The 15968-nt window shown below is 53.6% G+C and carries 10 protein-coding genes and 2 pseudogenes; 5 read left to right on the plus strand and 7 right to left on the minus strand.

All coding sequences use genetic code 11. The features are described from left to right. Positions 1 to 85: 85 nt before the first annotated feature. Both secB and DPQ22_RS03320 read right to left on the minus strand, forming a co-directional pair. The gene (gene secB / locus DPQ22_RS03315) at positions 86 to 592 is read right to left on the minus strand and encodes a protein-export chaperone SecB (RefSeq protein WP_150213167.1); all 507 of its coding nucleotides are present in this window, start codon (positions 590 to 592) and stop codon (positions 86 to 88) included. A 199-nt stretch (positions 593 to 791) separates the two neighbouring features. Further along, complete coding sequence (locus DPQ22_RS03320; protein WP_150213168.1) at positions 792 to 1304, minus strand: FxsA family protein; 513 nt, start codon at positions 1302 to 1304, stop codon at positions 792 to 794. 311 nt (positions 1305 to 1615) lie between these two features. Here DPQ22_RS03320 and DPQ22_RS03325 point away from each other — a divergent pair, with 311 nt between their 5' ends. The 3 genes from DPQ22_RS03325 to DPQ22_RS03335 all read left to right on the plus strand — a co-directional run bounded on the left by DPQ22_RS03325 (position 1616) and on the right by DPQ22_RS03335 (position 3541). Beyond that, the gene (locus DPQ22_RS03325; RefSeq protein WP_150213179.1) at positions 1616 to 2293 is read left to right on the plus strand and encodes a Tim44/TimA family putative adaptor protein; all 678 of its coding nucleotides are present in this window, start codon (positions 1616 to 1618) and stop codon (positions 2291 to 2293) included. A gap of 93 nt (positions 2294 to 2386) precedes the next feature. Beyond that, the gene (locus tag DPQ22_RS03330; protein ID WP_150213169.1) at positions 2387 to 3064 is read left to right on the plus strand and encodes a Smr/MutS family protein; all 678 of its coding nucleotides are present in this window, start codon (positions 2387 to 2389) and stop codon (positions 3062 to 3064) included. A gap of 213 nt (positions 3065 to 3277) precedes the next feature. Then, positions 3278 to 3541 carry a CopG family antitoxin gene (locus tag DPQ22_RS03335; RefSeq protein ID WP_150213170.1) on the plus strand — a complete coding sequence of 88 codons (264 nt, stop codon included), beginning with the start codon at positions 3278 to 3280 and terminating at the stop codon, positions 3539 to 3541. 181 nt (positions 3542 to 3722) lie between these two features. Here DPQ22_RS03335 and DPQ22_RS03340 read toward each other — a convergent pair whose 3' ends face one another. The 5 genes and pseudogenes from DPQ22_RS03340 to DPQ22_RS08815 all read right to left on the minus strand — a co-directional run bounded on the left by DPQ22_RS03340 (position 3723) and on the right by DPQ22_RS08815 (position 8944). Beyond that, a complete protein-coding gene (locus tag DPQ22_RS03340; RefSeq protein ID WP_320411413.1) occupies positions 3723 to 5735 on the minus strand; it encodes a transglycosylase domain-containing protein in 2013 nt (670 codons plus the stop codon). Positions 5736 to 6290: 555 nt separating this feature from the next. Beyond that, entirely contained in the window at positions 6291 to 7187 is an 897-nt protein-coding gene (locus DPQ22_RS03345) for a TIGR02186 family protein (protein ID WP_246681453.1), read from the minus strand. A 2-nt stretch (positions 7188 to 7189) separates the two neighbouring features. Then, entirely contained in the window at positions 7190 to 8113 is a 924-nt protein-coding gene (locus DPQ22_RS03350; RefSeq protein ID WP_150213172.1) for a sulfite exporter TauE/SafE family protein, read from the minus strand. Positions 8114 to 8344: 231 nt separating this feature from the next. Then, a pseudogene (locus DPQ22_RS03355) lies at positions 8345 to 8671 on the minus strand (NUDIX domain-containing protein); the annotation flags it as partial. A gap of 111 nt (positions 8672 to 8782) precedes the next feature. After that, entirely contained in the window at positions 8783 to 8944 is a 162-nt protein-coding gene (locus DPQ22_RS08815; RefSeq protein ID WP_190323124.1) for a hypothetical protein, read from the minus strand. 226 nt (positions 8945 to 9170) lie between these two features. Here DPQ22_RS08815 and putA point away from each other — a divergent pair. Together putA and DPQ22_RS09125 are read left to right on the plus strand one after the other, a co-directional pair. Next, positions 9171 to 12464: pseudogene (putA, locus tag DPQ22_RS03360) on the plus strand (bifunctional proline dehydrogenase/L-glutamate gamma-semialdehyde dehydrogenase PutA); the annotation flags it as partial. A gap of 1598 nt (positions 12465 to 14062) precedes the next feature. Further along, the coding region (locus tag DPQ22_RS09125) for a DNA translocase FtsK (protein ID WP_256371540.1) at positions 14063 to 15968 on the plus strand (1906 nt) is incomplete at its 3' end.

Consider the following 15968-nt stretch of genomic DNA (forward strand, 5'->3'; position numbering starts at 1 on the left):
TTGCCCCACCGGCATTGACAATACCCTATTCCTTTCGTCCGGCAGCGGCGAAAGCCGTCACCTGGCGGCAGCGAAAGCCCCAGACTTAATGCTGCCCTTGTGTCTGCCCCTTGCCGTCATTTTGTTCAGCCATACGATTATGATAAAGCGTGGCAAAATCAATCGGATCAATCATCAGGGGCGGAAAACCGCCATTACGGGTGGCATCGGCAATAATCTGCCGCGCAAAGGGGAAGAGAAGGCGCGGACATTCAATAAAAATAACCGGAGTCAAATGCTCTTCGGGGAAATTTTCTATTTTGAAAATGCCGCCGTAAGTCAGCTCCGCCTGAAAGAGAACCTCTTTATCATCAAGGGCTTTGGCATCAATAGTCAGCACAATATCATAGAGATTATCGCCCATGCCGGCAGCATGGACATTGATATTAATATTGATAGCGGGCGCTTTATCGCGGGCGCGCAAGGCAGCAGGCGCATTAGGGCTTTCAAAAGACAAATCTTTGATATATTGCGTTAAAATGCTTAAATAAGGGCCCTGCGCTTCCTGCGTTGTTTGTGTTTGTGTGCCGCGAACTCGATCCATTTCTGCCATTATATGCTCCTTCATGCGGGCGGTTTAGCTGTTTTAACGGACTCATCTGCCGGGAGGTTAAAGCTGTTTTGCGATTTTGTTTCTGGCTAGCACGGAAAACCCCTGCCTGCAAGCCGCCCTTGAGTTTTGCACTATTTATAGTGCCTTTATCGCCGATATTTGGGCGCGGCGGCTTTGGCTTTCACGGTTTTTCGGCCTGTTACGGTTTCTTCCATGGCGAATTTTCCGGGTCGCGGGCATGATAATTTTCAGGCTCAAGGTCAATAATTCTGCCGCTGCGCCGGGGTGAGCGCGCCTCGGTTCCACCGGCAGCCGGCCTCTTGCCGAAAGTGAAGGAGGCTTTGTCTCCGCCGTTTTTGCGGATAAAATCGGCAAGAGCGGCTTGAATCGGCGGCAGGAGCATAATAAGGCCGCATAAAGAGCTGATAAAACCGGGTACGATGAGTAGGATTGCGCTGACACAGATGATAAGGCGGCGGATTACCGCTTTATCGACATTGTTATTTTGCCGGGTCGCGGCTTTTATGTTTCTGGAAAAACCCTGAATTGTGCCGCGCAGCAGCCCGATACCGGCCAGGCTCGATAGTAAAACCAGTAACAGGCTGGGGACAATGCCGATTTTGCTGCCGACAAAGATAAAAGCAGCGATTTCTGCAAAAATATAACCGAAAATTACGAGCGGCGCCAAAAACAGTGGAAAACGCATCGACATGGCAGAATATCTCCCTGTTATTGCGCCTGCCGCCCAAATAGCGGCAAAAAGACCCAAATAGCGGCGCGCGGCAGAATCACATTATTTGAATTCATCACTATTTTGCTTTATAGGATAAGTTTGTGTTTAAAAAGGGGTGAGCGGCATAATTGGGGCGTCAAGGTCACAATTTGGCCTCATCGCCTGATAAAATAAAGCAGGGCTGGAAAGCCCTTTGGCCCGGCAGGTGGAGGCGCCGCAGGGGCTTGAGCTTTGGCTGAAGAGGGTTGCGTGCTTTTGGCAGATGAGCAGGAACGGAGATCACTGTGCCGATGGATTTGAATATTGTGACATTTATCTTTTTTGCTTTGGCCGTGGTGGTTTTTATCCAGTTGCGCAATGTTTTGGGGCGCCGCACCGGTAATGAAAGACGGCCTTTTGACCCTTATGCCAAAAGCAAGGCAGAGCCGGCAGCCGTTGAAAAAACAGCCGCCTTGCCGCCGGCTGCAAAAAGTGCCCCTTTTGCTGCGATTGATGCTTATGCGCCGGCCGGCAGCGAGCTGAATGAGGATTTGCGCGCTATAGGCCGCGCTGACGGCAGTTTTGCGCCGCAGGAATTTTTGACCGGGGCCAAGGCTGCTTATGAGATGATTTTGACCGCTTTTGCTCGCGGACGGCGAGGTGATTTGCAAAATCTGCTGGCAAAAAATATTTACGAAAATTTTGTCACGGCGCTGGAACAGCGCTCTGCCACCGGCGAGACGGTGAAATTTTCTTTTATCGGGGCAGAGAGAGCCGAGATTGTCGCCGCTGAGCTGGAAAAGGGGCGGGCGCGCCTGACTGTTTCGTTTAAAGGGGAAATAATTTCAGCCACTTATGATAAAGCCGGGCAGTTAATCGATGGTGATGAGCAGAATATTGTCGTGCTGAGAGATCGCTGGACATTTGCCCGGGAGCTTGCCTCCAAAAGCCCTGACTGGCTGTTAGTGGCGACAGAAGATGAAGAATAACAGGCAGAGTGATTCATTGTGCCGGCGCGCTTTGTTCCTGTTTGCCGCAGTCAAGGGATAAAAGAACCGGACAGGGAAAAGAGATGCGGCATTATGAAAGGCAGGAAAATTCGGCAAAAAGCTGCTAAGGGGGAAGGGCGGCGCGAGGGTGATATAGAGGATATGTCGGCACGCGCCGACATATTTGCTGCCGGGCTTTCAGGGCCTGACAGGGAGATTTGGGCGCAAGTGGCGCGTAATGTGCGTCCGCTCCGGCGGCAAAGCCCTCCCGGCAAAACAGCTTTATCGCATAAGGGTAAAACCGTGCCGGTTACAACCGGCAGCACCGCGGTAATGCCGCCGCCAGGCCGGCCTGCCGGCAAAATGCTGCGGCGGCGGGGTGAGCCGGCGTTAAAGAGCAGCGCCGGCGCCAAAGGGCTGTTAAGGGGTTTTGAGCGTAATCTTTACCGCCGGCTGGCGCAGGGGCGCCAGGCGGTTGATGCAAAAATTGATTTACACGGCTACACTCAGGCACAGGCATATAAGGCCTTGTTGCATTTTGTGCAGCAAATGCAACGGTGCAGGTTTCGTCATATTTTAATTATTACCGGCAAAGGTAAAACCTGCCAAAATGGTGGAATTTTGCAAAAGCAGGTGCCGCATTGGCTGGTAACAGCGCCGTTCCGGCTTTATATTGCCGCCATAGAGCAGGCCGCCGGCCGTCATGGCGGCGAAGGCGCCTTTTATGTGCGTTTGCGCCGGCTAAATACAGGGCCTGCCGGCAAAGATTAGCTTTGGCGCAGCACTTCTGCGGTTTGAGGATATGCTGCCGGGGGAGCCTGCCGCTGAAGAAGACCCACAGTTGAGCGAACAGCGCTATCGGGCTGTTAAACAAAATGCTGGAGGGCGTTACCTGTTTGCAGTATTCGTTTTGCGGGAGAGAGCAGATTCTCTGAAAATCCGGCCCAAAGTGCCCGTTACAGGCACAAAAAGAGGTGATAAAATATGAAGAAAAGGCTTAAAAAATTAACGCCTCTAATGTCAGATAAAGAGGCAGAGGAGTTTGTGGATAAGGCTGACTTATCGGAATATGATTTGTCGGGGTTCAAGCCGTTTCGGTTTGAACTGCAAAAAAAAGACAAGGTGCTGCATATGCGCCTGCCGCTCGATCTGGCTGATGCGATAAAGGCACAGGCAAGAGAGCATGGCATGCCTTATCAGCGCTATGTGCGCCACTTGCTTGAGGCTGCCGTAAATAAAGCAGCATGACCGCATTTGTCTTTTTGGCTATAGTTTAATCAGGGATTTTTTGCCGCCTTTGCCGGTTGCAGTGTGACTGCCTTTTCTGTTTATCTGTGATTTTGGCGAAAATTTTCAGAATTTAATTGCCCTTGCTGCCGGGCGGCGGGCAGGTGCCTCTGTAAGGCCGGCGCCAGGTGTGCCGATTATATTAGCGACCGCGCAATATATCAAAAATGCTCCGTTTTTTGTCTGTCTGTACCGGTTTACCGTCAGCACTGCTGAGCGCCACCGGCGGGCGCGGGGCATTATCGGCGATGATTTTCGAGCTGTCATAGGCGGGCAGCTCATTTGTATCCGGCGGCAGGTCGCTGCCGCCGGGAACGGCATTTTCCAGTCGGTAGGAGCCGGGCAGGTTTATTGCCGGCTTGCTTTTTTCAGCTTCCAGCATATAGTTTTTCCATAAAGCAACGGGCAGGCTGCCGCCGCTGACACGGCGCATGGATTCGCCATTATCATTGCCAAACCAGACACCGGTTACATAATCGGCCGTATAGCCGATAAACCAGGCATCGCGGAAATTCTGACTGGTGCCGGTTTTGCCGGCAGCCGGGCGGCCAAGCCGTGCCTGTGCTGCTGTGCCGTTTAAAATAGTTTGCTGCAGCATGGCATTCATCATGCCGACAATTTGCGGGCTGACAAGGCGCGGTGCTTCAATTTTGCCAATATTATAAAGTGTCCGCCCTTTTGTATCGGCAATATGGCGGATAAGGTGAATTTGCGGTTTTGTCCCCCCCGTGGCAAAAGGCAGATAGGCGCCTGTCAGTTCCAGCAGGCTGACCTCTGCCGTGCCGAGCGCAATAGAAACATGATTGTCAATGCCGGAGCGAATGCCCAGCCGATGCGCCGTATTGATAATATTGGCGGTGCCCACTTCCATTGCCAGTTGCGCCGCTACCGAATTGAGCGAATGGGAAAGAGCCGTGGTCAGGGTAACATCGCCCATATATTTGCCGCCGGCATTGCGCGGTGTCCAGTTGCCAATGGTCACCGGCGCGTCATTGCGGGTGGAATTGGGGGTTTTGCCTTGCTCCAATGCCGCCAGATAGACAAAAGGCTTAAAAGCGGAGCCGGGCTGCCGCTTGGCATCGACAGCGCGATTATATTGGCTGGCGGCATAATCCCCCCCGCCGATCATGGCACAAATCACCCCTTTAGTGTCAATAGAAACCAGCGCTCCCTGGCTGATATTGCGGCTTTTGCCGTTTTGCCGGATTTCGCGGCGCAGCAGTTTTTCCGCGGCTTTTTGCAGCCGCATATCCAGGCCGGTTTCAACAATAATATCTTCATCAACCCGGCCGATTAAAAACGGAATCTGATTGACAACATAATCGGCGACAAAATTTTCCGACCCGGACCAATAAGAGGCGGCTTGCGGCACCGGCTCTTTCAACGCTGCTTTATAGTGTGCCTCATCAATCATATCCTCTTCCCGCATTGCCGCCAGAACCAGTTTGGCACGGGCATAAGCGGCCTCAGCATCGCGCGCGGGCGAAAGCCGTGACGGCGCCTTGAGCAGGCCGGCCAGGGTCGCAGCCTCCATCAGGGTTAAATGGCGCGCCGATTTGTTGAAATAGCGGCGGGCGGCGGCCTCTGCCCCATAAGCGCCGGAGCCAAGATAAACGCGGTTGAGATACATTTCCAGGATTTGCCGTTTGCTGAATTTATATTCCAGCCACAGCGCCAGAATAGCCTCACGGCTTTTACGGTCAAAGGTGCGATCAGAAGATAAAAACAGATTTTTGGCTAATTGCTGGGTCAGAGTAGAGCCGCCCTGCCGCGCAGAGCCGATAAAATTGCGGCTTAAAGCACGGCCTATACCCATTGGGTCAAGCCCGCTATGCCGGTAAAAGCGGCGATCTTCAATGGCTATTACTGCTTTTGGCAGCCAGGGGCTCATATCGGCCAGCGCTATGGCCTCACCTCCGGTCAGGCCGCGATTGGCAATCAGCGCACCGTTTCGGTCGACAATACGAATATTGGGCGGGCGAACAGGAATTTTCCAGGTGGAAAATTGCGGCATAGTGAGTAAGACATAAGCAATATAGAAGCTCAGGATAATCAAACCCCACAGGCCGGAAACGGCAGACCAGTAAAATATGTGCCCCAGCCGGCTGCGTCTCTTTTCAGGCGGCGTGTCATTTATATGCCGTTTTGCGTGCATTGGCGCCATGACTTTTACAAACTCATCTTAACCGGCCGCTTTTTTACGTGATGGACAGTAAAACAGCTATTGCCCGTAATTTACCCGAAATCGCGCTATTTGCCCTTAATCCCCGCCAAATATAAGGGCAGGGGATTAACATTTTGGTAAAAAGCGCAAGAATATTGCCGGAGCGGCAGCAGAAGGCAACAGTAAACTTGCCGGAGCGGCAGCAGAAGGCAGGAACAAACTTGCCGGCAGCTCGGCCGGCTTGCATTTTATCGCCGCCTTTTACCGCAATTTTTTATGCCGAATTGTTTTTCGGCGCTTTTTTTGCCGATTTTGGCGTGATGCTGGCCTGGCGGCGCGGCGTCGGTTTGGCTGCCTGTCGGCTTTGTTATTTTATGGTATGGCACTGAAACCCTGCTGATATTATGCCTTAATCGCCTTATGGGAGATAAGAGTAAAGCAGCCTGTGCAGCCTGTCGGGCGATTTTGCCTGTGCGCGATATGATTTTGCCGGTTTTAAAGCTTTTAAGCCTGCGCAAAAAACCGTTATGAGCTTTGGCTCCACTATTATTTGGGGAAGATTGTTCTGCCGATAAAGCCGATAAACAGGGCAATCAATACGGCTGCCAGACCATAGCGGAAAGACTGGGTCTGCGCCGCGTGATACAGCAAATAGGCAATATTTTTGCGGGTGATTTCCAGCCCGGTTTCGGCCTCATCGCTGTAAACCCCGTCACGAAATAAATAGGCCTTGACCGTATAAGAGCCGACAGGCACATTATCGGGCAGGTGGAAGCGAGCAGAGAACAGCCGGGTTGAGCCAAAGGCGATACTGCCTGTTTCCTGCCCGTAAAGCCCCTGCTTTTGCTTAAGGGCGATAAGCTCGTTTTTATAAAGTTTAATCGCCTCAGGGCTTAAGCGGCCTTTGGCATGCAGCGGCAGATAATTTAGCCCCAGCCCCAGGCTTTGATAGATTTGCGGCACTGTAATATCGCGTAATTCACGGGTAGAGGCCAAAGCATAAAATTGCGGCACATTGGTAAATTTGACCGAAGAGCCGTTGAGCCAAAGCCCCAGCCGCCGCTCTTTTTTGTAAAGCACAATATTTTGCTGCGGCCCTTCCAATACGACAATAATATCATAGCGGTTTTGCCGCCGCAAAAGCGGATCCGTGTTTTCCAGCACGCCGGCTATATAAAAATCAGTGCCGGCAAAACTGGCATCAATAGTTATGTCACGCGCCGTTACAATAATTTGCAGGGTTTCCTGCGGCGTGCTGCCCGGCTCTTCCTGCGCTTGCGCTGTCGGCAGCCCTGTAAGGGCGATAAAAACCGGCGCGGCGATAATGGCCCGGCGGCAATATTTGCGCCATTGGCGCCGGCAGGCTGCAAGGAGCTTTCTGCCGCGCTGAAAGGCGGCGCGGCAGAAAAGGCCGGCTCTGCCCGCCTGAGCTAAAAACATCATAGTTAGCCCCCCGGTAATGCAACCAGTGTCACCAGCTCTGCCGGGCGGATAAACAGGCCAAAAGCCAGCCATAAGGCAATCACCAGAATAAGCAGCGCCATAAGCAACCGCAGCTGCTCGGCCTTTAATCTGCGCCCCAGGCGATTGCCTGAGGCCACGCCGACAATGCCGCCTGCCATTAGCAGCACGGCCAGCACAATATCTACCGAATGATTGGTCACAGCCTGCATAATAGTGGTAAAGCCGGCGACAAAGCTGACCTGAAACAAAGATGTGCCGACAACAATATTAGTAGGCACATGCAACAGGTAAATCATGGCCGGCACCAGAATAAAACCGCCGCCAACCCCCATAATAGAAGACAAAATGCCGATAATAAAACCAAGGCCGATAACAGGCAGCAGGCTAATATAAAGACCGGATCTTTGAAACCGCATTTTCCACGGCAGTTTTTGCAAAAAATTATGCCGGCCGGGGCGTTTTATCATTGCCGGGAGGCCTTTTCTGGCGCGTAGCACGGCTTTGATGCTCTCCTGCGCCATTAACAGGCCGACAATGCCCAAAAGCCCGACATAAAGCAGCGAAATTATCAGATCCAACTGCCCCAAACGGCGCAAAAAGCTGAAAATATAAATGCCGCAAAGAGAGCCGAGCAGCCCGGCAAGGCTTAAAATCAGCCCCAGTTTTATATCTAATGTGCGGCGTTTGAAATGATCAAAGGCGCCCTGGGCCGAAGAGGCAATGACCTGATTGGCGCCGCTGCCCACGGCAATAGCCGGCGGAATATTGTAAAAAATCAGCAAAGGCGTAATCAGAAAACCGCCGCCAACGCCAAACAGGCCGGAAAAAAAGCCCACCAGTGCCCCCAGCCCCAGCGGCACAAAAATGGTAACAGATGTTTCGGCAATAGGGAGGTAAATATGCAATTTTTATCCACCGGCAGCGTTTTACCCCTATGGGGCAAGCAGTTTTTGGCCTGACTCGGCCTTTTTAGCGCAAAATTCTTGTTTACGGGTTAAAGAAGCGCGTTTTGCGGCTTTTATACGGTGAAAAAGCGAATAAAGAAAAGAGAACTATCACTGGAATAATTGCTGTTTTGCCTGGATTTGCTGTATTGGGAAGGAAAAACGGGCAATAGCACTGCTTTTATTCCTCTGTCAGATAATGGCATGCAGTTGCGCTTTGCGGATAAGGCATTGCAAACTGGCCTCCTTTACAGCGGCTATAGGCTGCCATAAAAAGCTGAGTTCACGCGCCCCGGCTGCTTTCGTCTCCAATTCTGAGGTCAAGGCCGGCAAATAGCGAAAATCATAGCGGAAGTGGCCGGGTTCGGCTTTTTTGGGGTTGGCCGCTATGCTGTGAATGTCAATATCAAAAGGCATTGGATTGGCTTTATACCAAAGGTGAGGTTGGGTTATAAATCCTTTTTCTTCCTCTATTTCGCGTATGGCTGCCTGTGCCGGCGTCTCCCCTTTTTCAACAGAACCGCCCGGTTGCGAGTCGAGCGGCGTAAATAAGGGTGGAGAATCATCAGGAGCTTCTCCCGGTGAAAGACGATCCCGCCGGCGGTGATATGCCCCGGTGTTGTTTTACGGTTAAACGAGCCACAGGGAGCGGCCGTTAACCGGCGCAGCAGCGGGCACCATGGCAGTTTGCTCATCGGGCCAAGCGGTGCCATAGGCAGCGATAGCATCGGCGGTGCGTTTGATATTTGCCCGTTCTTCCCGCATGTCGTTTTTCACTGTGGCTATCGGCAAGAGACCCTTTGCACAGAACACGCCGCAAAACTAAAACTTTGCCGCAAGCTATGCAAGCTGTTTATCGGAGTATTGCGCCTTATCTTATGGTATATTAGCGATAAAATCTTTGTTTGCGGTGCGGTGGAAGATATGATAAGGGCAGTGCACATTATTTTAGCCTTGAAAAGCGCTCTGTCAGGGGAGCGGAGTATTGTGGAAGCCGGGGGTTGGACGGAGTTTTGCCATGCCCGATAACAGCTTTATCAAACCTTTTGCCGCTTTTGCCCCGGCTATAGCCGAGCCGACAAAATTGCGCCGCGCCATTACCGCGGCCTGTCGCCGGCCGGAGGAAGAATGCCTGCCGCCTTTGATAAAAGCAGCCAGTTTTGACAAAGCGGACAAACAGGCCATTGCCGCCACAGCGCGCCGGCTGGTAGAGGCTTTGCGCCGCCCGCAGGCCAGGCCTTCTATGGTAGAGGAGCTGGTGCAGGAATATGCTTTATCCTCTGAAGAAGGCATTGCGCTTATGTGCCTGGCTGAGGCTTTGCTGCGCATTCCCGATAATGCCACGCGTGATGCCCTTATTCGCGATAAGCTGGCTAACGGGGATTGGAAAGCACATTTGAATTCCGGCCGATCCATGTTTGTCAATGCCGCTACCTGGGGGCTGATTTTAACCGGCCGGCTTGCCGGCAAGGCGGATTCCGGCCGGCTGGGCGGCAAATTGACCAGATTGCTGGGCCGCTATGGCGAGCCGCTTATCCGCAAGGCTGTGGCAATGGCGATTAACCTGATGGGTGAGCAATTTGTCCGCGGCGAGACGATTGAAAAAGCGCTGCAAGCCGCCCGGGGCATGGAAGAAAAGGGTTTTCGCTATTCTTATGATATGCTGGGTGAAGCGGCAATGACTGCGGTTGATGCCCGCCGCTATTTTGACAGTTATACGCAGGCGATTCACGCTATTGGCGCCGCTGCCGGCGGCAAAGGCATTTATGAAGGGCCGGGCATTTCTATCAAATTATCGGCGCTGCACCCGCGTTACAGCCGTGCTCAGGCCGACAGGGTGATGAGCGAATTGCTGCCGCGGGTGCGTGAGCTGGCATTGCTTGCGCGCCGCTATAATATCGGCTTTAATATTGACGCGGAAGAGGCCGACCGGCTGGAGATTTCGCTGGATATAATAGAGGCTCTGCTGTTTGATGAAGAACTGCAAGGCTGGGACGGTATCGGCTTTGTTGTGCAGGCCTATGGCCGCCGCTGCCCCTATGTGCTTGATTATCTGATTGATGCGGCGCGGCGCTCAAAACATCGCCTTATGCTGCGGCTGGTCAAAGGCGCTTATTGGGATAGCGAAATCAAGCGGACGCAAATAGAAGGCCTGTCAAGCTACCCGGTTTATACGCGCAAAATTTTTACCGATATTGCCTATATTGCCTGCGCGCGCAAGCTGCTTGACGCGCCGGACGCGGTTTTTCCGCAATTTGCTACGCATAATGCCCAGACATTGGCGACTATTTATCATATGGCAGGGGCAGATTACACGCCGGATAAATATGAGTTCCAATGTTTGCACGGCATGGGTGAGGCGCTTTACAGCAATGTTGTGGGAGCAGACAGGCTGGGGCGCCCGGCCCGCATTTATGCCCCTGTCGGCCATTATGAGACTTTGCTCGCTTATCTGGTGCGGCGCCTGTTGGAAAACGGCGCCAATTCCTCCTTCGTGCACCGTATTGCCGATAAAAATGTAACGGTGGAAGATTTGATTGCCGATCCGGCTGAGAGCGCGGCCGCGCTGCCCGATTTGCGGCAAAATGATAAAATCGCCCGGCCGCAGGATTTGTTCCTGCCGGAGCGTCAGCCGAAAGCAGCAGCAAACTCGCCGCAAAGGCGCAATTCTGCCGGGCTGGATTTGTCTGATGAAATGGTGCTGTCCGCACTGACGGCGGAATTTCAACAAACATTGGACAGAGATTATAGCGCCGTGCCCTCTATTTTGCGCGGGCGCCGGGTTATGCCGGGCGAAATTGCCGCGCTGGATAAAAGGCTGATACAGGAAAATGCCGCCGCCAAACAGGTAGTCAACCCGGCCGATCGGCGCGATATTGTCGGTTATGTGCTGGAAGCTGATGCCGAAATTGTGCAAAAAAGTTTTGCCGAAGTGCGCAAAGGCGCTTTGTTCTGGCATGAAGAGCCGGTGGCAAATCGTGCCGATATTTTGGCCAAAGCGGCGGATCTTATGCAGGCACGCGGGGCGGAACTGCTGGCTTTATGCTGCCGTGAGGCCGGCAAATCTATTGCCAATGCGGTGGCTGAATTGCGTGAGGCGATTGATTTTCTGCGCTATTATGGTGCTGAAGTACGGCAAAGCTGGGGCGCTTTGCCAAAGCCGCTGGGTGTGGTTGTCTGCATTAGTCCGTGGAATTTTCCGCTGGCAATTTTTACCGGCCAGATTGCCGCTGCCCTGGCGGCCGGTAATGGTGTTTTGGCCAAACCGGCAGAGGAAACGCCGCTTATTGCCGCTTTGGCGGTAGAGATTTTGCATGAAGCCGGCGTGCCGCGTGATGTTTTGGCGCTGGTGCCCGGTGACGGCACAATCGGCGCTGCGCTGGTGGCACATGAAGGTGCGGCCGGGGTGGTGTTTACCGGCTCTACCGCAGCGGCGCGCAGCATTCAGGCGCGCCTGGCCGCGCGTCTGGGCACTGCCGGAGCGAGAGCAGAAGGCAGCAGCAAACCTGCCGGAGCGGACAAGCCGGGGCGGGGGGGTGAGGGCGGGCAAAAGCCGGGCTCAAGGCCTGTGCCGCTTATCGCCGAAACGGGCGGGCAAAATGCGTTAATTGTTGATTCTTCCGCTTTGGCGGAGCAGGTAGTGGCGGATTGTATCTCTTCGGCTTTTGACAGTGCCGGGCAGCGTTGCTCGGCCTTGCGTATTTTGTGCCTGCAGGAGGATATTGCCGATTCGCTGTTAACCATGCTGAAAGGCGCCATGGCTGAATTGCGGCTGGGGCGCACGGATTTTCTGCATAATGATATTGGCCCGGTTATTACCAATGAGGCGGCAAGGTCTATCAAACGCCATATAGAAGCCATGCGGGCAAAAGGCTTTCACATTACGCAGCTGCCTTTTGATAAAGCTTTGGCCGGATATGGCAGTTTTGTGCCGCCGACTATTATTGAAATTGACAATATTGCCAGCCTGAAGCAGGAAGTTTTCGGCCCGGTTTTGCATATTATCCGCTATAAGCGCGCTGATTTGGACAGCGTGATTGAGGCGATTAACGCCACGGGTTATGGCCTGACCTTTGGCCTGCATACGCGGCTGAATAATATGATTGATCATGTTTCCGCCCGTATTGAGGCCGGCAATATTTATATTAACCGCAATATTATCGGCGCGATTGTCGGCTCGCAGCCTTTTGGCGGCCGCGGCCTTTCCGGCACCGGGCCTAAAGCCGGCGGGCCGCTTTATGTGGGGCGGCTGGCGCTCCATGCGCCGCGGCCTGATGTGCCGGCAGAGGCTTTGGCAGCACTGAATGCCGGCGGCGAAGACAAACAGCATCAGGCGGCGGGGCAGCAGGGTAAAAGTGAAAGCGGGCAGGGCATGCGTGTCGGCGCAGACCGCCGGCAGAGTGCTTTGCGCCGGGCGGCAATGGAGCATTTGGCTGAGCTTGCCGCTTTTGCCGCCAGGCGAGGTTTGGCCAATATTGCCGCCTTTGCCGGGCAAGCCGGGCAGGAATCGCTTTTGGGGCTGGATATAGAATTGCCTGGCCCGGTGGGGGAAGAAAATCGTTATAAATTACGGCCGCGCGGGGCGGTTTTTGTGCAGGCGGAGAGCGCGGAGACTCTGTTATTTATGCTGGCGCTTTGTCTGGCGACAGGTAATAAACTTGTCCTTATTCGCGATAAAAAATTGCAGGATCTGCTGGCCGCAATGCCGGCTGCCTTGCGCCGGCAAATACGCCAGGTAAACAAACTGGCAGATATAGTGCCCGCTGCCGCAGCCTATGCCTTGCTGGAAGCAGAGGGAGAAGAACTGATACGGCAGCAAAAAGCTCTGGCCTCCTTGCCGGGGGCAATTATCCCCGTGCAGGCGGCGTGTCTGGCCGATATGCTGGCCGAGGCAGATTTTATTGCCGGAGCGGCAGCAGAAGGCAAAGATAATATTGCCGGAGCGAGAGCAGAAGGCAACAGCAAATTTGCCGGAGCGGCAGCCAAAGGCAGCAACAAATTTGCCGGGCTGCAAGAGGAAGGGCAAAACCTGGCGGCGGCGGGTGATAATAAGTGGCCAAGGGCCTTTGCCGTGAATCTGCTATTGGAAGAAGTAGCTGTTTCCAATAATATTGTCGCTGTTGGCGGCAATGCCAAATTGATGAATGTCGGCTGAGCGGGCAGGGCAGCAGGGCGTACCGCGGGCTTTGCCGCAAAAGGGGGGCCAAGGCGTGATTGATAAGAGCCGGGTCTGATAGAGCAGGGCGATGAAGAGGCAGGGCCGGCGGCTCTATCGACTCTGCTTATTATCGGCCGGGCAGGAGAGAGCAACCTGGCCGGTGCATGCAGATATGTTGTAAAAATACAACAATTACATGCTGTTAAGGGAAGAATTGGTTAATATTTGGTTAACACTTTATCGGCTATTTTAACTGTTAAGCATATAATAACGGCTTTGGGGGCAAGGGTGCCGTGCCGGTTTTTGCCGGATTTATGTTAACTATTTGTTAACCTTATTAAAACCTTAACGATAAAGCGAGGCTATTGCCGGGATAAAGGCAGGATTTCGCTTTTTGGGCATTTATGCCAAAAGTTTATTAACCTTCCTCTGTTAAATTCCGATTACGGGCTGTGAGTCAAGGGATTGACACAATTATTCCTTTGGGCTGCGGCCGGCAATTTTTGGCATAATTTATGCCAAAAACAGTGAGCACGGCATAAATTTGGCTGAAAAGCGCAGATAGTGCCGGGATATGTAACAGTGACGGTTAACCGTTCTTTTCAACGTTTTTGAGTATTATGCAGCATTTGAAGCCGAAAATCGCGCAATCGCTTTCAGCACAGACTGCGCAGGAATCAGAGAAAAAGAGCGGGATAAATGAAATTATTTGTCCTGAACCCTGTTCCCCTATTTGGCAAAAGGCCTTCGCTTTGGCTGATAATGTGCGCTTTACCCGCACGCCCGACAGCGAAATAATACGCCGCCGCGCTGCTATTGACCCCGTTTATGCCAAAATTCTGGCCGAGGCGGAAGCCGCCAAAGCGGCCTATCGACAGCGGCGCGAGGCAGAAGAGCGCGCTTTACCCCCGGCTGAGGCTGCTGGGACTGAGGTAATGGCCACAATAAATGAGGTAGAGCCTGCTGCGCCTGCCGCTTTGGCCGCCGGTGCTGCGGCGGCCGCAGTACCTGCCTTTATGCCGGAAATGCCGGAATCCGCCGAGGAAAATATGGCCGCTTTGCCTGAACATACTTTCCATGAAGCTGACGCCGATAGGGATTGCGGTTCGATAAATCAGGGCTATGAGACAATAGAGCAAATGCGCGGTTTTGCCACGGCCGCTTTTGGCGGTGCCCCGGCCCGGACAAGCGCGGCCGAGGCCGCTGTTTTGCCTGAGGCTGAGCCGGCGCCGGCTCCCCGGCTTTCTGTAAATGACAGGCAGGAAGCAGCGGTTTTGCCTGCCGAAAATAGTGAGGCAGAGATTAAAAATGCTGCAAAAACAGTTTCCTGTCCGGAGAATATTTTCCCCTGGACTATGAAAGCCGATAAGGTATGGGCTGCGCCTTTACTCGCCGGTTCTGGCCGGGCCGCCAGTGATGAAAAAGAGCGCGAGCCGGCAGAGCCTGCTGCGCCTGCCGCTTTGGCCGCCGGTGCTGCGGCGGCCGCAGCACCGGCCTTTACGCCGGAAGTGCCGCCTGTAGCAAAGCAAATAGATGTAATCAGGCTGTTTAAAAGCATGGAGTGCCGCCAGCCGCAAATGCGCTGGATTCCCGTGCCGGCCCATATGGCACAAACATTGGCAGCAGATTCTCTGTCGCCGACAGATCAGCCCGCTTTACCGGCAGAGGCCGGTAAAGCAGCCGCAAATGCCGATATTTTTGCCGGCTTTGCCCGGCAAAGCAGGTCGCTTTATCCGACTGCTCACCCGGAAGCCGGGCACAATAAAAATAATACGCCGAGCGTGAATTTTGCTGCTGCCCAGCCCCCTACCCTGAATTTACAATTCAAGCTGGGCGGCTATAACAGCGCTCAGGACAGTTTTATCTGGGAGCATATTCAAACTGCCCCTGCTCCTTTAACGCCGCAAAATCAGGAAAAAGGCGCACGAGAAGCCAATCTTGATGCGCTCTGTACGCTGGCTGTTGAGCAAACGGGCAAAGCGGCCGCCGCGCCGCTACCTGCGGCGGCAGAAGAAAGCATTGCCGCCGCGCCGCCGCAGGCAGCGGCCATGGCCGAGCAAAGAGAGATAAAGGCCGGCCGGGCGGAGCCTTTGGAAATGCCGGCCGGGCGCCCGGCCCAGCCAAAGACAGAAGCCCGATACAGCTACAGGCTGCCTTCTTTGGAGCTGTTGCAGGAGCCTGTCTATCATGAAGAAAATATTATTTCGCAGGAGAGTTTGGAGCGCAGTGCCGGTTTATTGGAAAATGTGCTGGAAGATTTTGGCGTGCGCGGCGAGATTATCCATGTCCGCCCCGGGCCGGTGGTGACTCTTTATGAATTTGAGCCGGCGCCAGGGGTTAAATCTTCCCGTGTTATCGGCTTGTCAGACGATATTGCCCGCTCAATGTCGGCTATTGCCGCGCGCGTGGCGGTTATTCCCGGGCGTAATGTTATTGGCATTGAGCTGCCCAATAAAAAGCGGGAGACAGTCTATTTGCGCGAAATATTGCAATCCGGCGCTTATAAAACCAGCGATTATAAATTACCGCTGGCTTTGGGCAAAAATATTGGCGGTGAGCCGATTATTGCCGAATTGGCCAAAATGCCGCATTTGCTGGTGGCCGGCACCACCGGCTCCGGCAAATCTGTGGCTATTAACACGATGATTTTGTCGCTTG

It is taken from the genome of Candidatus Tokpelaia sp. (assembly GCF_008636115.1).
GTDB lineage: Bacteria > Pseudomonadota > Alphaproteobacteria > Rhizobiales > Rhizobiaceae > QLZD01.